The organism is Lignipirellula cremea (assembly GCF_056501455.1).
In genome coordinates, this window is sequence record NZ_CM151415.1 from 3744660 (window position 1) to 3766660 (window position 22001).

Annotated in this window: 18 protein-coding genes and 1 tRNA gene; 5 read left to right on the plus strand and 14 right to left on the minus strand. The window is 65.4% G+C overall.

The features are described 5' to 3' along the window. Positions 1-20 precede the first annotated feature (20 nt). From SH602x_RS14820 to SH602x_RS14830, 3 genes are all read right to left on the minus strand, one after another. Positions 21-515: a hypothetical protein gene (locus SH602x_RS14820; protein WP_479473043.1), complete on the minus strand. Its 495-nt coding sequence runs from the start codon at positions 513-515 to the stop codon at positions 21-23. After that, positions 512-1702 carry a M24 family metallopeptidase gene (locus SH602x_RS14825; protein WP_479473044.1) on the minus strand — a complete coding sequence of 397 codons (1191 nt, stop codon included), beginning with the start codon at positions 1700-1702 and terminating at the stop codon, positions 512-514. Before SH602x_RS14825 ends, SH602x_RS14820 begins: the two co-directional genes overlap by 4 nt. An 86-nt stretch (positions 1703-1788) precedes the next feature. Beyond that, positions 1789-3120: a DUF1501 domain-containing protein gene (locus tag SH602x_RS14830; RefSeq protein WP_479473045.1), complete on the minus strand. Its 1332-nt coding sequence runs from the start codon at positions 3118-3120 to the stop codon at positions 1789-1791. Positions 3121-3341: 221 nt separating this feature from the next. On the opposite strand from SH602x_RS14830, the gene xylA reads away from it, so the two are divergent. Then, positions 3342-4655 (plus strand): xylose isomerase, encoded by a 1314-nt coding sequence (xylA, locus tag SH602x_RS14835; protein WP_479473046.1) that lies wholly within the window; start codon positions 3342-3344, stop codon positions 4653-4655. Positions 4656-4715: 60 nt separating this feature from the next. Here the strand turns inward: xylA and SH602x_RS14840 are convergent, their stop codons facing one another. From SH602x_RS14840 to SH602x_RS14880, 9 genes are all read right to left on the minus strand, one after another. Further along, entirely contained in the window at positions 4716-6173 is a 1458-nt protein-coding gene (locus SH602x_RS14840) for a GGDEF domain-containing protein (protein ID WP_479473047.1), read from the minus strand. A 266-nt stretch (positions 6174-6439) separates the two neighbouring features. Then, a complete protein-coding gene (gene nqrM, locus SH602x_RS14845; RefSeq protein ID WP_479473048.1) occupies positions 6440-6658 on the minus strand; it encodes a (Na+)-NQR maturation NqrM in 219 nt (72 codons plus the stop codon). Between the two features lie 60 nt (positions 6659-6718). Continuing rightward, positions 6719-7792: an FAD:protein FMN transferase gene (locus SH602x_RS14850; protein WP_479473049.1), complete on the minus strand. Its 1074-nt coding sequence runs from the start codon at positions 7790-7792 to the stop codon at positions 6719-6721. An 11-nt stretch (positions 7793-7803) separates the two neighbouring features. Then, positions 7804-9045 (minus strand): NADH:ubiquinone reductase (Na(+)-transporting) subunit F, encoded by a 1242-nt coding sequence (nqrF, locus tag SH602x_RS14855; protein WP_479473050.1) that lies wholly within the window; start codon positions 9043-9045, stop codon positions 7804-7806. A gap of 79 nt (positions 9046-9124) precedes the next feature. Beyond that, the gene (nqrE, locus tag SH602x_RS14860; RefSeq protein WP_479473051.1) at positions 9125-9742 is read right to left on the minus strand and encodes an NADH:ubiquinone reductase (Na(+)-transporting) subunit E; all 618 of its coding nucleotides are present in this window, start codon (positions 9740-9742) and stop codon (positions 9125-9127) included. A 62-nt stretch (positions 9743-9804) separates the two neighbouring features. After that, the gene (locus SH602x_RS14865; RefSeq protein WP_479473052.1) at positions 9805-10458 is read right to left on the minus strand and encodes an NADH:ubiquinone reductase (Na(+)-transporting) subunit D; all 654 of its coding nucleotides are present in this window, start codon (positions 10456-10458) and stop codon (positions 9805-9807) included. A 5-nt stretch (positions 10459-10463) separates the two neighbouring features. After that, on the minus strand, positions 10464-11345 hold the full coding sequence (locus tag SH602x_RS14870; protein WP_479473053.1) for a Na(+)-translocating NADH-quinone reductase subunit C: 882 nt from the start codon (positions 11343-11345) through the stop codon (positions 10464-10466). Further along, positions 11335-12642, minus strand: coding sequence for an NADH:ubiquinone reductase (Na(+)-transporting) subunit B (locus SH602x_RS14875; RefSeq protein ID WP_479473054.1), 1308 nt, complete (start codon positions 12640-12642; stop codon positions 11335-11337). Before SH602x_RS14875 ends, SH602x_RS14870 begins: the two co-directional genes overlap by 11 nt. A gap of 66 nt (positions 12643-12708) precedes the next feature. Then, positions 12709-14058 (minus strand): Na(+)-translocating NADH-quinone reductase subunit A, encoded by a 1350-nt coding sequence (locus tag SH602x_RS14880; protein WP_479473055.1) that lies wholly within the window; start codon positions 14056-14058, stop codon positions 12709-12711. 406 nt (positions 14059-14464) lie between these two features. On the opposite strand from SH602x_RS14880, the gene SH602x_RS14885 reads away from it, so the two are divergent. Further along, entirely contained in the window at positions 14465-16348 is a 1884-nt protein-coding gene (locus SH602x_RS14885) for a GumC family protein (RefSeq protein ID WP_479473056.1), read from the plus strand. Between the two features lie 14 nt (positions 16349-16362). Here SH602x_RS14885 and SH602x_RS14890 read toward each other — a convergent pair whose 3' ends face one another. Next, positions 16363-17289 (minus strand): DUF6807 domain-containing protein, encoded by a 927-nt coding sequence (locus SH602x_RS14890; protein WP_479473057.1) that lies wholly within the window; start codon positions 17287-17289, stop codon positions 16363-16365. Between the two features lie 24 nt (positions 17290-17313). Then, a complete protein-coding gene (locus tag SH602x_RS14895) occupies positions 17314-18861 on the minus strand; it encodes a deoxyribodipyrimidine photolyase (RefSeq protein WP_479473058.1) in 1548 nt (515 codons plus the stop codon). 354 nt (positions 18862-19215) lie between these two features. Between SH602x_RS14895 and SH602x_RS14900 the strand changes: the two genes are divergently transcribed. The 3 genes from SH602x_RS14900 (at position 19216) to SH602x_RS14910 (ending at position 21937) form a co-directional block, all read left to right on the plus strand. Then, positions 19216-19917, plus strand: a complete 702-nt coding sequence (locus SH602x_RS14900) for an RNA polymerase sigma factor (RefSeq protein WP_479473059.1) — start codon at positions 19216-19218, stop codon at positions 19915-19917. 12 nt (positions 19918-19929) lie between these two features. Further along, positions 19930-21615 carry a hypothetical protein gene (locus SH602x_RS14905; RefSeq protein WP_479473060.1) on the plus strand — a complete coding sequence of 562 codons (1686 nt, stop codon included), beginning with the start codon at positions 19930-19932 and terminating at the stop codon, positions 21613-21615. A 236-nt stretch (positions 21616-21851) separates the two neighbouring features. Continuing rightward, positions 21852-21937: transfer RNA gene (locus SH602x_RS14910), tRNA-Leu, on the plus strand. Positions 21938-22001: the final 64 nt, after the last annotated feature.

Here is a 22001-nt window from a genome sequence, read left to right on the forward strand (position 1 = left end):
TTCGCGGGAAAGCAGGGGACTTAGACGTCCTGGCCGACGCGAATCCGCTTCGAGTCGAACAGCGCTTCGCTGGCGATTCGGTCGATCTCGAACGGCGCGACGTCGACATTCTCCGGAAGCTCGACGAACATCGCCGCGACGTCGGCGGTCGGATGCCGGACCCAGAGCGGATCGTCATCGTCGCGAATCTTCAGTTCGGTCTCGCGTCGCGAAAAGCCTCCCTCCTCGGTCTCCACGCGAAAGTGCAGCGCGCAGGTCGCTCCGTCCATTTCCTGAAAGACGTGTGCCGCGGTGACGAGGGCGAAGCGTCTGTTCCGTTCGGCCTGATCGTCGCCCAGATCGACGAAGAACGCCGTCGCGGACGAAGAGCCTTCCGCGATGCGAACGGTTCCCCGCAGGGCGTCTTCGAGCGGTTTTTCCGCCTCGACGCTTCCGACGCATACCAATGTCGCCGCAAGGACGCTGAAAAGCGTCCAGCGAAACCAAACGCGTCGGGGATGGTTCGGTCCGCTCATTCTTCGGGTCCCAGCGGCAGGATCTCCTGCTGCACGCCGCCGGTGACGTGAACGTGGGAGTTGCGATCGACGAAGACGTTGATCTCGCTGCGGATGCCGAACTCGGGCAGATAGATGCCTGGCTCGATCGAGAAGAGCGCGCCCGGCATCACGGTACGATCCTCGACCGTCTCCAGATGATCCATGTGGGCGCCGTTGCCGTGCGTGCTGGCGCCGATGCTATGGCCCGTGCGGTGGACGAACGCGTCTCCGTAGCCGGCGGCGACGATCACGTTCCGGGCGGCGTCATCGACCTCCCACCCCTTGAGCGTCTCGCCCCGGGCGAAGCGATCCCGCACGAGTTCGATCGCCGCGTCCCGCGCGGCGGCGACGATCCCGAAGACGGTCGCGTACTTTTCCGGAACCTCGGAGCCTACGTAGCCCATCTTGGTCAAGTCGCTGAAGACAGCGCCCTCGCGATCGAGCTTGCACCAGAGATCGACCAGCACGAGACTTCCCTCGCGGATCTCGCGATCGAAGCCCGGCTTCGGATCGTAGTGCGGATCGCCGGAGTTCGGCCCCTCGCCGATGATCGGCGCGTGCTCGGTGACGCAGCCGTGCGCCTTGAAGTGGTCCAGGATCGCCTGCTGCACCTCCGATTCGCGGATGCTGCCGCGCTCGCTGACGCCGGAGACGATCGCGTCCCAGGCGACTTCGAAGGCGGACTGCGTGACCCGGTCGGCCTGGAAGTGGGAGTCCCGCTGCTCGTCGGTCAGCAGGGCCTCGAAGAGCTGGATCAGATCGCCGGAGGAGACGACCTCCTTCCCCAGCCGACGGACCAGTTCGATCGTGCCGGCGTCGACGCGACTGACGTAGGGATTGCCGCCGAAGGGGGAGTACTCCATCGCGACGACTTGCTGCCCCTCGGTCAGCCAGGCGAGGCCTTCCTCGAACTGCTGCCAGGTGCGGTAGAGCTTCCGCTCGCCTGGCAGATGAGCCAGAACCTCCGGCTCGATCTGCTGGTTGAGCTTCTTCGGCTGGCCCTGCGCCGGAATCGCGTACGCCCAGCGGCGGGAGGTATGGGCGCTGGCCGGGATCGAGAGGACATTCCGCGCGAGGGGGTTCAGTCCGCGGAAGTCGTACAGGAGCCAGCCGTCGAGGCCCCGATCGCGAAGGGCCTGCTGCACGGCGGGAAGATCGAACGGCATCGGAGCGAACGCGAGGAGGCAGGAAGCTGTCGCCAGGATCGGCGGGGTCAGCATAGCCTCGGGCACGCACGCCGTAAACTCGCGTGCTACGCAAGCAATTCCGTCACGGCGCGTCCCTCGGCCAGCTTGATGGGGCGTCCGTCTTCGGAATCGTTCTCCAGATCAGGATCGATGCCGAGCGCCGTGCAGAGCGTGGAGTGAAGATCGGCGGCGTTCATCTGGCCGTCGACGACGGTCGTCCCGTCCTCGCTGGTCTTGCCGTAGACCTGGCCCGTCTTGATGCCGGCGCCGGCGAAGGCGACGCTCCAGGCGTCGGGAAAGTGGTCGCGGCCCGCCATATCGTTGATTCTGGGGGTCCGTCCGAACTCGCCCATCCAGACGATCGTGGTCGTTTCCAGCAGCCCCCGCTCGGCCAGATCGTCGATCAGCGCCGACATGCCGCGATCGAGATCGCCGCAGAGCGGTTCCAGCGCCGGCTTGTGCTGGGCGTGCGTATCCCAGCCGAGCCCGCCGCCCCCGTGCGCGACCTCGATGAACGGCACGCCCGTCTCGACCAGCCGCCTGGCCATCAGGCAGCCCTGGCCGAACAGGCTGGAACCGTACCGTTCCCGAGCGGCCTGGGGCTCCTTCGAAATATCGAACGCGTCGCTGGCCGAGCTGCGCATCAGGCGGATCGCCTTGTCGACGATCGTCCTTTGCGCAAGCGCGGCTTCCTGGGCGTACTGCTCCGCGAAAGACTGCTGCATGGAGTTCAGCAACGCGAGCCGCTTCTCCCGTCGATCGAGCGGCACGGAACCGTCGGGCAGCAGGTCTTCCACGCGCAGTCGCGGCGCGGGCGCGGCGCCGGCTTCCCCTTCGCCTTCAGGAGCGGACCCTCCCGAGGCGGCGACCGAAAGCGGAGCGTATCGCGGACCGAGGAATCCGGGGCCGAACGCTGCGGGGCTGAGACCGACCGCGGGCGTCACGGTCACGAAAGAAGGAAGGTCGCTGTCGGGCGAACCGAGCGCCTTCGACAGGTAAGCGCCGAGCGAGGGATAGCGAACCGGACCCCCCGGGACTCGCCCGACGTGCATCAGGTAGGTGCCGCGATCGTGGTCGCCCTCGCGCGTATTCATGCCGCGCGCAATGGCCAGCTTGTCGCCGCGCTTCGCCATTTCCGGCAGCAGCGAGCTGATCCGCATGCCGGGCACGTTGGTTTCGATGGCGCCGATGTCGCCGCCGTTCGCGTGTTCGGGCTTCGGATCCCAGGTTTCGAACTGGCTCGGTCCGCCCGCCATCCAGAGCAGGATGCAGGACCGCTTCCTCTGGGCGACTTCGTCCCCACGGACCGCCGCCAGGCGGGAGAACCAGGGAGAGACGCCGGCGCCGAGGAGGCTCGCCGTGGTCAGTCGCAGGACGTCACGTCGCCGCAGGTTCATCGCGAAGTCTCCTGACGAAAAGGAGCGGGGTCGGGAAACCCGCGCCTGGCGCGTATTCGGCCGCTGTTTCCGGATCTTAAGACTTTTCACCGTCGATTGCGAATTTGCGTACCTGCGTCGACGAAGCGCCTGGCGTTCTTGCCGGTACGTCAGGGGTCTGCGAACATAGCGGGTCTTCGATCCAACGCCTCCGCCGTCTTCCTCTCCCAGGACGATTCGCCGTGCCGACGCCCGCGCTCGCCGACATTCCGAAGATCAAGTACGAAGGGCCCAAGAGCAAGAATCCGCTCGCCTTCCGCTGGTACGACGAGAACGAAGTCGTCGAGGGGAAGACGATGAAGGACCACCTGCGGTTCAGCGTCGTCTACTGGCACACGCTCCGCGGGACGGGCAGCGATCCCTTCGGCCCCGGCACGATGGTCCGACCGTGGGACGACGGCAGCGACTCGGTCGAGAACGCCTGCAACCGGGCCCGCGTCTGCTTCGAACTGATCGAGAAGCTCGGCGCTCCCTATTACGCGTTCCACGATCGGGACGTGGCGCCGGAAGGTTCGTCGCTGCGGCAGTCGAACAAGAACTTCGACGCCGTCGCCAAAGTCCTGAAGGAAGAGCAGGAACGCACCGGCGTCAAGCTACTGTGGGGCACGGCGAACATGTTCTCCAACCCCCGCTTCATGCACGGCGCCGCGACGACCTGCAACGCCGAGGTCTACGCCTACGCCGCGGCGCAGGTGAAGAAGGCGATGGAAGTCACCAAGGAACTGGGGGGCGAGAACTACGTCTTCTGGGGAGGACGCGAGGGTTACCAGACGCTCCTCAACACGGACATGAAGCGGGAGCTCGACCACCTCGGTCGCTTCTTCCACATGGCGGTCGACTACGCCAAGGAGATCGGCTTCACGGGCCAGTTCCTGATCGAGCCCAAGCCGAAGGAACCGACCAAGCACCAGTACGACAGCGACGCCGCGGCCTGCATCAACTTCCTCCGGGCGTACGATCTGCTCGACCATTTCAAGCTCAACATCGAGACCAACCACGCCACGCTGGCGGGTCACGAGATGATGCACGAGCTGGAATACGCCGGCATGCAGGGGGCGCTCGGTTCGATCGACGCCAACACGGGCGACCTGCTGCTCGGCTGGGACACCGATCAGTTCCCGACCGACTATTACCTGACCGCGAAGACGATGCTCGTGCTGCTGAAGTACGGGCTCGCGCCGGGCGGCGTGAACTTCGACGCGAAGGTCCGCCGGGAAAGCTTCGAGCCGCTCGACCTGATCTATGCCCACGTCGGCGGCATGGACGCGTTCGCCCGGGGGCTGAAGATCGCCGCCGCGATCCGCGAGGACGGCGAGCTCGAAGGCTTCGTGCAGCAGCGCTACGCGTCGTGGGATTCCGGCATCGGCGCCGAGATCGAGCAGGGGAAGGCGAACTTCGCGTCGCTGGAGAAGTTCATGCTCGAGAAGGGCGAACCCGCCGCCAACGCCAGCGGGCGTCAGGAGATGCTCGAGAACCTGATCAATCGCTATCTCTAAGCGATCGATCTAGTCCTGAGCGGGGGATGAAAGTCCCCCGAGGTTTCGGTAACGCCGCGCCTATACGCCGACGGTCTCTTCGGCCGCGGCGGAGGTCGCCAGGTCGAAGATCTTGCGACCGTCGTGGACGACGGAGACGTCGCCCCGCAGGCCGGTCGACTCGAGCGCTTCGCGGCAACGGTCCATCGGACTGGCGCCCTGATCGTTCAGCAGGATCGGCGTGATCGCGCAGCTGATCGTGAAGCTGACCGAGCTCTTGCCCAGCACGACGCTGCATCCGCCGATGGCGACGCGGAGCCGTTCGGCGACGCGCTCGGCGTCTTCCAGGGTCGAATCCTGCAGCGCCAGGGCGAACGTGTCTTGCCCGTAGCGCCCGATGCGATCGGTGTCCCGCATCGTCGCCTTGAGGAACTGCGTCGTGGTCTTGAGCGCGACCTCGGCGGCGCGGAACCCGCAGGTCTCCACGAGCTTGGAGAAGCCGTCGAGGCGGATCGCCATCGCGGCGCCGCTTTGGCCCTTCGCGGCGACGGAGCTGACGATCGCCGCGAGGGCGGAGTCGAACCCCTCCTTGTTCTGCAGGCCGGTGATCGGATCGGAGCCGCGTCCGCTATCGCTTTCCTGGCGGGGCCTCTCGCTGCGGCTGCGCGACTCGGCACGCTCGGCGACGAAGGGGACGAACTGGTCGCCCGAGCGCCAGTGGCCCTGGTCGCGGCCGCGCTTCTTCGATTCGTAGAGAGCCTCGTCGGCCCGGCGGAGCCATTCCGCGACGCTCTCCCCGGGGCGAAGCTGGGCGAGTCCCGCGCTCGCCGTGACGGTCAGCATCGTATCGCCGTGCCGGACCGGCATCTGACGGACGTTCGCCCGAATGAGTTCCGCGGCCGAGCGGGACGATTCCGCCGACTGGCAAGGAAAGACGACCGCGAATTCTTCGCCGCCGTATCGGGCCACGAACGCGTCGCCTGCGGCGACGGAGAGCGCCTGCGCGACCATCTTCAGCGCGTCGTCGCCGACGAGATGACCATGCTGGTCGTTGAACTTCTTGAAATGGTCGACGTCGAGCAGCATCAGGCTGCTCGGTTCGTTCTTCTGTTTGAGCGCTTCGAGCCGCGCCTGCAGGCGTTCATCGAGAGCCCGGCGGTTCGGAACCTGGGTCAGGACGTCGGTGCGCGCCGCCCGGGATTGTTCCTGCAGGAGTTCGGCTTGCTCGTCCAGACGCTTCTCCGCGTCGCCGAGGCGCCGCTTGAGCTGGTCGCTGGCTTCCAGGATCTCGCGAACGGCGAGCAGAACGTCGGTCGATTCGGCGAGCTCCTTCTCCATCAGGACGTCCGCGATCTGCTGCATCCGCTCGTTATGGTCGCCCACGTCGGTCGCCAGCGACTTCGCGACGGTCTGCAACCGGGCCAGCGTCTCTCGCTGCACCTGCGGCGAGATTTCCGGACGCCGACGCACGAGCCTGGCGACCAGAAGTCCGATCGCTGCGCCCGCGAGCCCGGCTCCGACGAGATAGAGGTATTCCATGGCCGGCCGCGATCATTCGAGGGTCTTGAGGCGCGCCTATTCCCAGCGGACGAATCCGCCAGCGCGTCTCACTCGAATACCTAGGTCGCCTGCGGGGAGGGGTCAACGAACGACCGCCCATTTTCGACCGGAGCAGCCCGAAGAGTGCGCGGACGCAGCGATCGACCGGAGGAATCGTCGGAACCGGCACGATCCCGACCGCCGTCGCTGCGGCATCGGTGCAGGAGCGGATCGGCGACGGGAAAAGGCGACGAGACGCGACGAACTCAGGCGACGGAGTCTTCCTCGACGTCGCTCCCGCGCTCGCGACAGCCTTCGGTGCGCCGCGAGCAGGACATGCAGACCGAATCGCCGTTCGCATCCTTCATGCCCGCCAGGCCGCCGCACGAGCCCTTGATCTGCTTGCCGGAGACGATGACGCCGACCGCCATCGCGAGCGCCGCGAGCGCGAAGACGACGAACGCGATGAGAATGGTGGAGAGCATGTCAGGGTCCTCGGTCGGGCTGTACTGCGTGCGCTCGTCGATCCAAGTCGTCGGAGCGTTTCAGGGGCCGACGACGCGTTCCTCGAAACCGGAAGTCTGCCTCGTGCGGAAGGACGCTCCTTCTCGGAGGATCAGCATGGCCTCGATTCCGGCGCTTTCCGCCAGACGCATGCCCCGTTCTTCGCCCAGCACGGAGAGCGCCGTGGCGTAACCGTCCGCGTCGGCGCAATTCTTCGCCAGGACGCTGACCGAAGCAAGCGACGCATCGACGGGGCGTCCCGTTACGGGATCGATCGTATGCGAGTAGCGAACGCCGTCGACCTCGTAAAAATTGCGATAGTCACCGGAGGTGGCGAGCGCCTCGCCGACGACTCGCACGAACGTTCCGGCGCTGCGACCTTGTTCGGACGGCGTCTCGATTCCCAGGATCCAAGGAGCGCCGTCGGGCTTGGAGCCGGAGGTCAGGACTTCGCCGCCGATCTCGACGTACCAGGATTCCACGCCCGCGCTTCGCAGCGCTTCGCCGACGCGGTCGACGCCGTGTCCCTTGGCGATCGCGGAGAGATCCACTTCGACCTGCGGGTCCGTTTTCCGGAGCGCCGGGGGATCGGGTCGGGTCGAGACCAGGGCGTAGCCGACGTGAGCCTTCGCCGCCGCGATCGCCTCGTCGCTAGGGAACTCCGGCTGCTTCTCTTTATCGGGTCCGAATCGCCACAGGCGAACCAGCGGCATCACCGTGGGGTCGAACGCTCCGTCGCTCTCCGCGGCGATCTCCAGCGATCGTCGGACGACCTGTTCGGTCTCGGCGGAAACGGGGAACCAGTCGGTCGAATCGCTCGCGTTGAAGCGGGAGATTTCCGAGTCGGGCAGATAGGTCGACATCTGCCGGTTGACCTCTTCCAGCTCGGCCTCGATCGCCTCGCCGAGGGAGGCTATTCCCTCGTCAGTCTCGACGCCGAAGAACTTCGCCTCGTACGTCGTCCCCATCGTGCTGCCGGACAGCGCGACAGGTTCCGGCTTCGGAGGGTCGCCGCAGCCCGGGAAGGCCGCGAACGATGCAAGCAGGATCGCGGCGGCCGCGACAGGAAGCGGTCGAGATCGGGAACTCTGACCGGCGCCGGGGGGAAGGAGCATGACGGACCGGATCAACCGCCGAAGTCGTCGTAGGCGATGTTCTCTTTCTCGACGCCGAGTTCGTCCAGCATCTTGAAGACAGCCGCGTTCATCATCGGCGGACCGCAGATGTAGTACTCGATATCTTCGGGCGCCGGATGATTCTTCAGGTAGTTCTCCAGCAGCACCTGGTGGATGAACCCCTTGTACCCGGTCCAGTTATCTTCCGGCTGCGGTTCCGACAGGGCGATGTTGAACTGGAAGTTGGGGAACTCCTGCTCGATCTTGCGGAACTGATCGACGTAGAAGAGCTCCCGCGACGAACGACCGCCGTACCAGAAGGAGACCTTTCGCTTGGTCTTGCGATTGAAGAAGAGTTCGAAGATGTGACTGCGGAGGGGGGCCATACCGGCGCCGCCGCCGATGTAGACCATCTCGGCGTCGGTATCCTTGATGAAGAACTCGCCGTAGGGGCCGGAGATCGTGACCTTGTCGCCCGGCTTCAGGTTGAAGATGTACGACGACACCTTCCCCGGCGGGATGCCGTCGGGAGCGCGGGGGGGCGGGCTCGCGATGCGGACGTTGAGCATGATGATGCCCTTTTCGCCCGGCCAGTTCGCCATGGAATACGCGCGAATGACGGTCTCGTCGACCTTGGAGATATAGCGCCAGAGGTTGAATTTGTCCCAGTCGCCGCGGAAGCGCTCGTGAACCTCGAAGCCCTTGTACTCCACCACGTGGGGCGGGACTTCGATCTGGATGTAGCCGCCCGCCTTGAAGCCGACTTCCTCTCCCTTGGGGAGTTCGAGGACCAGCTCCTTGATGAAGGTGGCGACGTTGTCGTTGCTGCGAACGGTGCAGACCCACTTCTTCGTTTCGAAGACCTCGGGCGGCACCTCGATCTTGAGGCTCTGCTTGACCGCGACCTGGCACGACAGGCGCCAGCCCTCCTTTTCGGCCCGCTTGTTGATGTGGTTCTTCTCGGTGGCGAGGATCTCTCCGCCCCCTTCGAAGATCTTCACCTTGCACTGGGCACAGGTGCCGCCGCCGCCGCAGGCGGAGGAGACGAAGATGCCGTTATCCGCGAGCACGCCGAGCAGTTTGCCGCCCGCCGGGACGGTGAGCTGCTTCTGGTCGTTGACCACGATGTTGACGTCGCCGGTCGCAACCAGTTGCGACCGCGCGGCGAGGATCAGCGCGACGAGAGCGATCACCACCACGGTGAACATGCCGACGCCGAATCCGACCTGATAGAGAATCTGCGAAAGGTCCATGGTCGGTCGATTGAACGCGGAGTGAACCGGACGAACGGAAGGAGCGCTTGGAGGGGGCCGCTCCTTCGGGGTCGTGCTCTTACAGGCTGATGCCGCCGAACGCCATAAAGGCGATCGCCATCAGCCCGACGGTGATGAACGTGATGCCGAGTCCGCGGAGCGGTCCGGGCACGTCGCTGTACTTCATCTTTTCGCGAATGCCGGCAAGCGCGACGATCGCCAGGGCCCAGCCCGTGCCGGTGCCGACGCCGTAGACGCAGCTTTCGACGAAGTTGTAGTCCCGTTCCACCATGAAGAGCGTGCCCCCCAGGATGGCGCAGTTGACCGTGATCAGCGGCAGGAAGATGCCGAGCGCCACGTAAAGCGCCGGGACGAACCGATCGAGCGTCATCTCCAGGATCTGCACCATCGCGGCGATGATGCCGATGTAGCTGATGAGCCCGAGAAAGCTCAGGTCGAGGCTGGCGTAGTCCTCCCCCAGCCAGGCGAGAGCGCCCGGTTTCAGCAGGTACTGGAAGACGAGGTTGTTCGCCGGCAGCGTGATGCCCTGGATCACGATCACCGCGACGCCGAGTCCCAGCGCGGTCTTTACGTTCTTCGAGACGGCGAGAAACGTGCACATCCCGAGAAAGAACGCCAGCGCCAGGTTCTCGATGAAGACCGCCTTCACGAACAGGCTGATCAGGTGTTCGAACATCTTCGCGATCTCTGGTGGGGGCTAGCTTCCGTCATTTCGCAAGAAAGGTTCCGCGGGAAGGATCAACCTTCCTGCTCGATCTGGTCTCGCTTCACGCTGCGCAGGATCCAGATCAGGATTCCGATCAGAATGAACGCGCTGGGGGAGAGCAGCATCAGGCCGTTGGGCGTGTACCAGCCGGTGGCCGACTCGCCGATGACTTGCGGCGCGGCGTAGATCGGCAGGATCTGGAAGCCGAGGAGCTTGCCCGATCCGAGCAGTTCCCGCACGAAGCCGACGACGAGGAGCACGAAGCTGTAGCCGAGTCCGTTTCCGATTCCGTCGACGAAGCTGATGAGCGGGGGATTCTTCATCGCGAAGCCTTCCGCCCGCCCCATCACGATGCAGTTCGTGATGATCAGCCCGACGAAGACCGACATGGTCCGGCTGATCTCCGGCTGATATGCCGCGAGGAGCTGGTCGACCAGGATCACGAGCGAGGCGATCACGGTCATCTGGACGATGATGCGGATGCTCGACGGGATGTAGTTGCGAATCGACGAGATCGCGAGGTTGGAGAACCCCGTGACCAGCGTCACCGCGATACACATGACGATCGTCGTCTTGAGCTGCGTGGTGACCGCGAGCGCGGAGCAGATCCCGAGGATCTGCAGCGCGATCGGATTGTTGTTGAAAATCGGGTCCAGCAGGACGCCGGATAGTTTCGGAGCGGCCATCGGTGTCAGCCTCCGTTCGCCGGATTGGCGGGCGAGTCGATCGGTTTGCCGGGATCGGCAGGAGGTTCAGCGGAATCGCCGGATCCGTCGGATCCCGCGTTCGGAGCGTGCTTCGCGATGAAGGGTCCGAACCCGTCGGGACCGAACCAGTACCGCATCGTGTTCGTGACGCCGTTCGCCGTGATCGTCGCGCCGGAGATGCCGTCGACGTGGTACTCGTGTCCCGGCTCGGCGTTCCCCTTGATGACGCGAACTTCGACGTTGCCGAACTCTTCGTCCTCGACGAAGCCTTCCGGGCCGTAGATGCTCTTGCCCGGCCATTCGTCCATGAACCACTGGGAGCTGATTTCGCCGCCCAGGCCCGGCGTTTCGCCCTGCTTGTACCAGGTGATGCCGTTCACGGTGCGAAGGTCCGGCTCGACAGCCAGGAAGCCGTACATGGTCGACCAGAGCCCCTTCCCCTTGATCGGGAAGACGTACTGCATCAGGTCGCCGTTCTCGTCGCTGATCAGGTAGATCGCGGCGAGCTTCGAGCGGCGCTTGATCCCGGCGAGGTCCTCCTCGGGCGCGATGGCCTTTCCGGTCTCGTCCTTCTTGGCGTCCTGCTCGGCGTCGAACGTCGCGGCGTCGCCTTCGACGAAATCGCCCGACTCCAGATCGACGAGACGGGTCTCGACCTGCTTGAAGAGTTCCTCGATGTCGCGCTTGGCCGGATCGTCGGCGTCGTACAGTCCCGCGGCGAGCAGGATGTTCCGTCGACGTTCCAGTTCAGCGTTCTTCGCCTGGATCGGCCGCAGCGCGACGGCAGCCGTCGAAACGACGGTCGCACAGACCAGGCTCAGGACCAGCGCGACGACGATCGTGCCGAATACGGAATCACGATTCATAGCGCAGCGCCCTCCGCTTGACGTTGGCCTGGACGACGAAGTAGTCGATCACGGGAGCGAAGACGTTGCCCAGCAGGATCGCGAGCATGATTCCCTCGGGATAGGCGGGGTTCACGACGCGTATCACGATCGTCAGCGCGCCGATGAGTATCCCGTAGATCCATTTTCCGCCTCGCGTCATGGAGGCCGAGACGGGATCCGTGGCCATGTAGACCGTGCCGAACGCGAAGCCGCCCGCGACGAGGTGCCACCAGGGGGGCATCTGGAACATCGACACGGTTTCGCTGCCCAGCCACCAGAACAGAGCGCTCAGTCCGACTGCCCCGATCGTGGTGGCGGCCATGATCCTCCACGATCCGACGCCGGTCAGGATCAGGATCGCCGCGCCGATCAGGCACGCGAGCGTCGACGTTTCGCCCATCGATCCCGGCTCCCAGCCGAGGAACGAATCCATCCACGAGATGCTGTTGACGAAGGGGCCGTCGGCTCCCGGAATCGGCTTGCCCTGATAGAGCTGCGGAATGCGGTTCAGAACGTCCATCGACTGGCCCGCCTGAGACGCGACCGCTCCCAGGATCGTGGCGCCGCTGTAACCGTCCGCCGCGGTCCAGACCTTGTCGCCCGAGAGTTCCTGAGCGTGGGCGAAGTAGAGATAGGCTCGGGCGGTCAGCGCCGGGTTGAGGAAGTTCTTTCCGGTTCCGCCGAAGACTTCCTTCCCGATCACGACGCCGAAAATAATCCCGATCGCGACCTGCCAGAGCGGAATCGTCGGCGGCAGCGTCAACGGAAAGAGCATGCTCGTGACGAGGAAGCCTTCGTTGATTTCGTGCTTGCGCAGGATCGAGAAGATCGCCTCGCACGTTCCGCCCGCCGCGACGGTCACGAAGTAGACCGGCACGAAGAAGATGGCGCCGTAGAGCAGGTTCGAGATCGGACTGCTCGGGTCGAACCCGACCCCGGTCATCGCCATCACGTCGCCCTGCCAGCCGTACGCGACGGAGGCCTTGTCCGATTCGGAGACCAGCCCCGAGTCGACGACGCGTTCGATGGCGAGATTCGCCTGGTAGCCCGTGTTGTACAGGGCCATGAAGATCGTCGGCACCAGCGCCACGACGACGATCGTCATCAGGCGCTTGAGGTCGATCGCGTCCCGGATGTGGGTCCTGCCGTGCGTGACCTCGCCGGGCGTGTAGAGAAACGTGTCGAGCGCCTCGTACGCCGGGTAGGCCCACGCGAACTTGCCGCCCTCGCTGAAGAGCGGATGCATCCGGTCCAGCAGGCTGCGAAGGGGCTTCATGAACGATTCCTGGTTCCGGGTCGTGAGCGATCGAAGAGCGAGCGATGCGACGCCTGCGTCAGTCGATCAGCCTTCGAGTTCGATTCGCGTCAGATTCTCGCGGAGCAACGCGGTGTAGTCGTATTTGCCGGGACAGACGAACGTGCAGAGCGCGACGTCCTCCTCGTCCAGTTCGAGACACCCCAGGTCCTGCGCGGACTGCGTGTCGCCGATGATCAGCGACCTGAGCAACTGCGTCGGCAGCAGGTCGAGCGGCATCACCTGTTCATAAGACTCGACGGGCACCATCGCCCGCTTGCTGCCCTGGGTCGACGTCGTGAGCGGAAAACGCTTCGCCGCGCCCAGAACCGTTCCGAGGTAGATCGGCTTGATCGAGTACTTGTCCAGGCCCGGCATCTGCCAGCCGAGAAACTCGCGAGCGTACCCTTCGAGCAACGCCGTGACCTGGTAGCTGTACCGGGCGAGAAAGTGCTCCGGCTGCTGCACGGTGCGACCGAACAGGGCGGAACCTGCGACCAGACGGACGCCTTCGGTTTCGACCTCGCCGGCGCAAAGCTGCAGCAAGTCGGCGCCGAGGGGAACGCGAACCAGTCGCGGGCGAATCGCTCGCGGACCGCAGAGCGGCACGACGCGTTCCGTCGACAGCCGACCTTCCAGGAACAGGCGTCCGATCGCGACGACGTCCTGGTAGTGCAGGAACCAGTTCGTCCGCTTGGGCGATGCCGGCGCCAGGAAGTGCATGTGCGTGCCGGGCAGACCCGCGGGATGCGGCCCGACGAATTCGTGGTACTCGATCCGCTTGTCGAGCGAGGCATCCCGCGTGACGGCGAAGTTCGAGCCGTGACAGACGTAGACCTTCCCGACGGTCAGTTGACTGAGCGCGATCAGTCCCGCACGGAAGGCGTCGTGCTGGCCCTCGAGGACGACGTTCGCTTCCGCGGCGAGCGGCTGCGTTTCGAGCGCCTGCACGAAGATCGCGTGGGGCTGCGTCCCCGGAACGGGAACCTTGTTGAACGGTCGCGTTCGGAGCGCCGTCCAGAGCCCTGATTGCAGCAGTCCCTGCGTGACGAGTTTGCCCGGGAGCGACGCGACGTCGCCGCGGTATTCCGTGAAATCGACCTCGTCATCGCCTTCGCGTTCGATGGCCAGCGATTGAAAGCGGCGCTTCGCCCCGCGATTGACCCCGACGACCTTGCCGGCGACGGGCGACGTGTAGCGAACGTCCGGGTTCTTCTTATCCGTAAAGAGGGTCTGCCCCCGGCGGACCCGATCGCCCTCCGCGACTTCGATCGTCGGCTTCAGGCCGAGATAGTCCGACCCGACGAGCCCGAACTGGGCCACTTTCGGAGCGTCGGAGATCGTCTGTTCGGGAGCGCCCGCGAGCGGGACGTTCAGACCGCGACGAATTCGGATCATGGGCGACTTTTTTGCGGGCGGCGGATGCGCTGCCCACGGAAAGGCGGAGGAGAAAGATCGTGAAAAACTTCACGATCTCGGCTTGGTCAATTCGATAGTCGAGTTCTCAGGGCGTCCGTAACGAGCCGTTCGGGCGGGAAAGGCGAACGGCAGAGCCGCGCGGAGGGCGGACCGCGAAGAGACGACGTGCGGAAACGTCGTTCTTATCCGCCGTGACGCCCTACCGCGAGGGGGAGCCGATCCTGGCGCCCTCGCCGCGCAGGCGTAACCGCAAGTGCCAGCATATCCCGACTCTTCGGACCGATGAAAGAGGACCATCCAAGGTTTCGCACCATTTTCGCGGAGAGGGCGACCTACGCTTGTCGCGCTGCGACGACGCCCCGCCTCTCGACCTGACGATCCGACGATGACCTCCCTCGAGACCCGCCTTCCCGTTCGCGTCCGCGACGCTGCGCTCGCCTTGCAGAAACGCTGGCGGTGGATCGTCGTTTCGGCAGTCGTCTGCGGCGCCGTCGGTCTGGCTTACGCGGCGACGCGCAAACCGGTCTGGGAATCGACCCAGGCGACGGCACTGCGAGACGAAGCGATCGGGGAACTGACCCGGCAGGGTCGCTTCGAAAGCGCCGACGCGCTGAAGAGCGCCCAGGAAACGGCGCTGCAAGTGGCGCGACAGCGCGAAACGGTCGCTGCCGCGCTCGCCGAAGTCGGTCCTCCGCCGGCCTACTTCCGCTTCGACGAGTTCCCCAACGACGGCGAAATCGACGCGTTCCTCAAGGACGTGAGCGTGTCGGCGCCGAAGGGTCTGGAGTTCGGAAAGTCGGAGGTGATGTACGTCACCGTGCGGGCGCCGAACGCCGTTCGCGCGTCGAAGCTGGTGGCCGCGCTCTGCGATCAGGTCGATCTTCATCTCCGTCAGCTTCGCCGCGAACGTGCGAGCGAAGTCATCGCCGAAATGGCGCGGACCGTCGAACTGGCTCAGGCCGAATTGAAACAGGCGACCGAGAAGCTGCACGACGTCGAGCGCCAGGTCGGCAGCGACCTCGGCGAGCTGCGAGTCCTCAACGAATCGGGCGGCGGAGAAAGCAATCTCCGCACGACGCTGAACCAGATCCGGGCCGAGGTCCGACTGCTCGAAGCCGACCGAACCGAAAAGGAAGAGCTTCGGAAGATTCTCCTGGCCGCCAAGGCGGAGCCGGAGCGCTTCGTCGCGACGCCGAATCGTCTGCTCGAAGCGCAGCCCGCACTGCGACGGCTGAAGGACGGTCTCGTCGATGCACAGCTCCGCCGCGCGACGCTGGTGGGCAAGTTGAATCCCGGGCATCCGGAACTTCTCTCCGCGATCGCCACGGAGAATGAGACCAGGCGGAACGTCCTGCGCGAGCTGGAAGGCGCGATGCTGGGCCTCGAAGACGAAATCCGCGTCGTCCAGGCGAGCCTCGGCGATCTCCAGCGACAGCAGGGAGAGGTCGAAGATCGACTGGTTCGACTCGCCGGCATGCGGGCCGACTACGGGAACCTCGTCGCGATCGTCACGCAGCGCAGCGAAGCGCTGCAACTGGCGGACAAGAAACTTTCGGACGCGAAGGCCAGCTACGAAGCGGCCAGTTCGGCGCGTCTGCTCACGACGATGGGTCCGCCCGTTCCCAGCGACGGCCCGGTCGGTCCGGGGAAGATGCAGATCGTGCTGGCCGCCGGCCTGCTGGGCGCCTTCGGATGCGCCGGCGCGATCGTTCTCGCCATGCCGCTGCAACGGGAACGGGGACGTCGCGTGACCGACTATCTGCCGCCCCATCTGCGACCCGCCGATCGCAACTCGGGCCGACGCGGCGTCGATCGCATCGCCGATCCGGCACAACTCGCCGTTCTCTCGCAGACCCCGGCGACGCCGATCCTACCCGTACCGAATCTCGCTCCGCAAACGGCTGCGGCGCATGCGCCGACCGGACGCGGCCGCCGGGCGACAGACGCTCCCGAGACTTACGCGGGGCCGAATCGCCGCCTCGGGGATCGTCGCAGTCCGGCGGTGGAGCAGCCGAGTTCAGGCGCGGTCGACTCGCCGCTTGAAGCAGTCACTTCGCCTTCCGAATCGCGGCTCGAAGCGGCTTCAGAACCGGCGTCTTCGCCGATCGCGTCTCCCGGAGTTGGCACGTCGACCGTCGATTCGGCCCGCAAGGAGGAAGTCGGCGACGAAGGAGGCGAATCGTCGATTCTTGACAATCTCCGCCGGCAGATCGATCTGCTGCGACAGTCGACCGTTCGCGCGGAAAGCCCCAGCGAAACTCGCCGCTGATCGGTCGGCGTTACTCAGGCGCTTCGCCGCACGATTTCCCGCAGAACGTGCGGCTTCGACGAGGCGATTACGGAGAGGGCAGTCGTCGCGGCGAAGGCTTCGTACTTCGGTAGCAGCCGCGACGGATCGCCGTCGCCGCGATGCATCCAGAGAAGGTAACGCAGCGTCAGCGGTCGCTCCGGCCCGAGTGCAAGCGGCCCGTTGCGATTGAACGACGGACCCATCCACCCGTCTGACCGGACGTGCCAGTTCGCCGGCGAGCCATGGTTCTGCGGGTGGTCGAAGAAGGCGATCCCCTCCTTCTCGAAATCGACGCCGGCCTGCGCGGGTACGGGACCGGAATAGTCCATCCAACGACTCGGCTTTCCGAACAGCGCCGCCTCGCCCTGGGCTCCGGTCTCCCCGGTCATGACGCCGCTGCCGAACTGTTCCGACAGATGCTTCGCGACCCGCACGGCCAGAAAGCCGAAGTTCGTTTTGGCTAACTCCGTCGCGCCGGGAGCGGTCCAGGTCGACTGCAATTCGAGCGTCCACTCGCCCCCCTCGTGCAGCCGGGCCGAGGCGATCATCTCCTGCCGCAGCAACGGCGCGGGATCGTGACCGTCGAGCCAGTCGAGAGCGACGGCGAAGCGGGTCTCCTCTTCGCCGTCTTCGATCGCGAGCCATTCCCGCTGACGAATCCGCGGCGTCTTTCCCTCGGACCAGAAGTCGACGCCTGCGACTGCGTTGTGGGCCCACCACACGGAGCGATGGTGGTCGTGGTTCGGAGCGCCCGGGTGACCCATGCGAGTCAGGCAGGTTCCCGAAGGTCCCGCGATCGGAAAGAAGCAGGGCCGCGGCGTCTCGTCGTCGAAGCGCCATCGCGTCCGTTCCCGATCGCCCAGCAGGATCGCGAACTGACGCCCCGGCAGGGGTTCCGTTCGACAGGCAGGCAAGATCATAGATTTCCCTTGGCTGGGGCGCCATCAATGCGGCGTTTCGTCCGGGCCGTAACGAGCAAGGTACTCTTTGACCGGGAGCTTGCGGGCGGTGTTCTCGGAAGACATGTAGCGGATCTTGCCGAAGATCGGTCGCTCCGGACCCCACGCCCGATCGTACCTGCCCAGGACCCAGAAGATGCCGGAGTAGGAATTGGGGTTGCGACCGTCGAGGGCGTACTTGTTGTTGAGTTCGATCATGAACTCCAGCGCCTGCTCGGGCGACTCGGTCCATTCCAGGATCTTCTTGCCCCACAGCATTCGCAGGTAATTGTGAATCCGCCCCTCGCGGATGAGTTGCCGCTGCGAAGCGTTCCAAAGCGGATCGTACGTTCGCGCCCGCTCCAGTTCTTCCAGCGTGTACGTCGGGTTCCGCCGGTCGCGACCATGCTCGGTCAGCGTCTTCCTGGCCCAGTCCGGCAGGGACTCGAACCGTTCTTCGTCGCCTTCGCCTTCTGTCCCCGCCAGGGCGCTGCGATTGAACCCGATCTCCCGCCAGGTGATCAGTTCGTCGAGGAAGGCTTCGACCGGCTCGCTCATCCCCCACCAGCCTTCGCGCTTCGCGGTCGCTTTCGGGGCAAGCTTCTCCGGCGTCCAGTTCTCTCTCCGGATCAGGTCGTGGAACGCCTGATGCACGCTGAAGAAGCCGAAGTGGAGGTAGGGCGACAGCTCGCTCGCGCCGCGGCGGTCCGGCGCGTTGCGATCCTCGCCGTACCGGTCGAGCCGAGCGTCGAGGAAACGCTTCCACTTGCGTTTCGCCTCAACGGAACCTCCCGGTTCGTCGACGGCCTCGACGGAGTGGTCGATCGGGAACTGCGAGAGGTCCCAGTCTTCGCCTTCCAGTCGCTCGCCGAACGAAGGCCACTTCTTCGCGATCGTCGCGGGCAACTCTTTCAATTGCGGCAGGGCGGCGCCGAAGGGTCGCTCCCGCGGATGCGTCTCGAGATGCGGGGGCAGCGTCTTCTGTAGAAACCGACGGAAGTCGACCGCGCGGGAGAAGATCCGATCGGTCGCACGCAGCGGCAGCAGCCCGTTGGAGTCGATGGCGTAAAGCGGCACGTCGATCTGATCGGCTGCCGCCTTCAGCATCTTCGGCAGGAAGAACGACGGGAAGTCGTCGCCGACGACCAGGCACGCCTCCGCCGCCAGCGCGGCCAGCAGGCCCTTCCCCTGACCGCGTCGCTCTTCGACGAAGGGAAAGTAGGCGACGTCCGCCGCGCGGGCCGCTTTCAGGTTGTCGCGCATCCCCTGCAGCACGAACTGATGGAAGCGATCGCTGGCCCAGCGATAGTCCGTACGGAGGGCCTCGAACACGAGCAGCGGGCGATTCAGCTCGCGCGCCCAGTCGACGGCCAGATCCAGACTGAAGTTCCAGTCCATCCGGCGAAAGGCGGTCATCCAGTACAGGACATACTTCCCCTCCTCCCGAATCGCCTGGTCGTTGAGGCGGCGCACCCGGATCGCGGGCGTCCGGCTGTTCGCAGGAAGCGTCTGCGATGAATCGTGCGATGAATCGGTAGGGGAGCGATCGACCATGAGGATCAGGCAAGAGAGGGAGCGAACGGCATCCGAGCGATTCTCTGGGGCGGAACCGCAACCGTCGAAGCAGCGCAACCTCTTTCCAGCAGACGTCGCGATCGCGTCGCAACCTTCCGCCTCGCTCGCGGTTAAGGAAGAAGCAGGCAGCGAATCCGCGACGGCTCCCGCGTCGGGGGACGCGTTATGATAGGAAGCGGCGGCGTACGTCGATCGGTCTGATCCCTGCGACGCATGCCGTCAGGACTCGGTCGACCATTCGACTGCGATGAATCGGCCCTTCGGCCAGCGTGAATCGGATCGTTCGCGAGCGGACTTTTGACGTTGGTATTCCCGAATCCGTCTCCGAGCGGAATGACCCCGACGCCGAGCGGCGTCGTCGACAGACCGTCCGATGAATTGACGCCGTCCGGCGCCTCGCCGATCGAGTCGGCGATCGATCCGGACGCCCGGTTGATGCTGCGCGTGCGGGACGACGACGCTTTCGCTTTCGAAGAGCTCGTCCGGCGCTATCAGAATCGATTGTTGACCGTCCTCGAACATACCGGCAACGGGCGCGATCAGGCGGAGGATCTGGTCCAGGAGACGTTCCTCCGCGTCTTTCGCGCCCGGAAGACCTACCGCGCGGACGCGAAATTTTCGACGTGGGTCTTCACCATCGCACACAACGTCGCGAAGAACGCGATTCGGCGTCGCTCGCGTCGTAAAGAGGTCTCGGCAGAACGGGATTCCTCCACCGATTCGGCGCCCGGCGGCATCGAGGGGCTCGCCCAGGCGAACAGCGGCTGGATGCCCGCGCGTCGGCTCGATAAGGCCGAGGCGGGGCAGATGGTCCGCCTGGCCCTCGACTCGCTCAGCGAGCGGCAGCGCGTGGCGCTGTTGCTGACGAAGTTCGAAAACATGAGTTACCAGGACGTCGCCGACACGATGGGCCTTTCGGTCCAGGCCGTGAAGTCGCTCCTGTTTCGTGCGCGTCTCAATCTGAAGGCGATGCTCGAACCGTACGTCGAACAGGGTCGACGTCCGCACGCCGCTCCGCCTGACGATGCCGACTGAAGCCTTCGACGCATGAATACCGCTTCGCTTACCGATGACGATCGCCGCGACCTGGTCGCGTATCTAGACGGGGAACTCCCGGCCGAAGAGGCAGCGCGCGTCGAGGCACGCATGCTTTCCGACGACCTCTACCGCGCGGAGATGCAGGCCTTGCAGGGGACGTTCGATCTGCTCGAAGATCTGCCGATCTCGACGGTCCGTCCCGACTTCGCCCGCACGACGGTCGAGATCGCCGCGATCGACTACCGCCGGCGCCCGGACGCCGGTTCGTTCGACTTCCGACGGCTGCTGCCTGCGGCGCTGATGCTCGTCTGCCTGATCGCCGCCGGCGCTTTCGGCTTCGCCTGGCAGCGGAATCGCCAGTCGCTTCCCGAACGGGAGGCGATTCGCGAGTTCCCGATTCTGGAGAACTACGACGCCTACGACTGGGCGGGCGACATCGATTTCCTGCGTCAGCTTCGTAACGAGGGCACCTTCGACGGAACGACCTTCGCCGCCTTCGCCCCGAGCGATGCCTCGACGCCGGAAGAAGAGGCCGCCGTCGATCCGACCGAGGAACTGACGGGCCCAGACCTGGCGCCGATCGGATCCCTGACGCCCGAGCAGGTCCAGGCGCGGATCGACCGGATGTCGGCGCCGGAGCGCGAGGATCTTTCCTCCCGCATGAGCCGCTTCGAGGCGCTGCCGCAGGAGGATCGCGCGCGACTGCGCGATCTGCACCAGGCGCTGCTCGTCGATCTGGAGGGCGAAGATCTGCTCCGCGTCGCCCGGCAGTACCGGCAATGGGTCAGCACGCTTACTCCCGAAGATCGGGCGACCCTCCAGACGCTCGCATCGGAGCCGGACGAACTGCTGGCGAAGGTCCGCGAACTGATGAAGTCGGAAGAGGCCCGACAGTTCGCGCGACTCGTCAGCGTGGAAGTGACGCCGGAGGATCACCAGGCGATCGTGACCTGGCTGCGCGACTACGTTTACGAGGAGGAGAACGAACAGCGGTTCCGCGCGCGGATCTCTCCCGACGCCTGGTCGCGGCTGCAGCGAATGGGTCGCGACGATCGCTGGATCTGGACGATCGTGACCTACCGCCGCTACTCCGAAGGCAACGACGGTCTGCCGATCCCCGCCCCCTCGGACGAAGACCTGGCTCGGCTGTCGAAATCGCTGACGAAGACCACGCGCGCGGCGTTCGAGCAGGCGGGCGAGCCCGCGACGAAGCTGCGGCTGCTCGACGAATGGATGCGCGCGGCCGTCACCGCGCGGATGAGCCCCAGCGTCGATCGATCGAAGCTGGAGGCGTTCTACCGCGACCGACTCACCGCCCGGGTGCGTGCGGAACTCGACAAGCTGCCGCCGGAAGAGCTTCATCGCCGGCTGGAGTTCATCTATTTAGCGAATGAGCGCCGGCTGCGGGACGACGAACAACTCGACGTGGACGACCTGCGCGGTTACCTCGGACCGCAGCCGAACCTGCCGTTCCCGTCGATGCGGCGGGAAGGAGGCTCCGGCCTGGATCGCTTCGGACGGGGGCGCGGCCCGTTCGAGCCTCCCTCGTTCCCTCCGCCCCCGCCGCGTCGTCCGGATGACGAAGCGCGAGGCCCCGACGATCGCCCTCCCGGTCCGCGCAGCGGTCCCCCGCTGTCCGACCGCAGCGCTCCCGGCAGCGACGGCGAGGACGACCGTCTCTTCGAGCGAGATTGACGCACGGGCGTTCGCTGCCCGTACTTCCAAGCCTGCCGCGCGTCGAAGCCTGCCCGGTCGCGTTCGTTCCTCGTGTTGTCGGCGTAGGGAGCGATCGGTACGATGCGACGCTCGCACGCCTGCGGCAGGCCGGAACGTCTTATCGCGACTCCTGCCGCGCTGCGTCGCGAACCTGCGAGCGCCCATTCCGGGTCTCGTCTCTTATCCGTCGCGGCTGCACCTCGCGACGAATCGCCGGCCGAGTGGCGGAATTGGCAGACGCAAGGGACTTAAAATCCCTCGTTCCGTAAGGAGCATGCGGGTTCGAGTCCCGCCTCGGCTACTTATCTACCAAAGACTTACGTCGATCAACACAGGTTGCTGCGTCGACCGTCCCACTACGACTC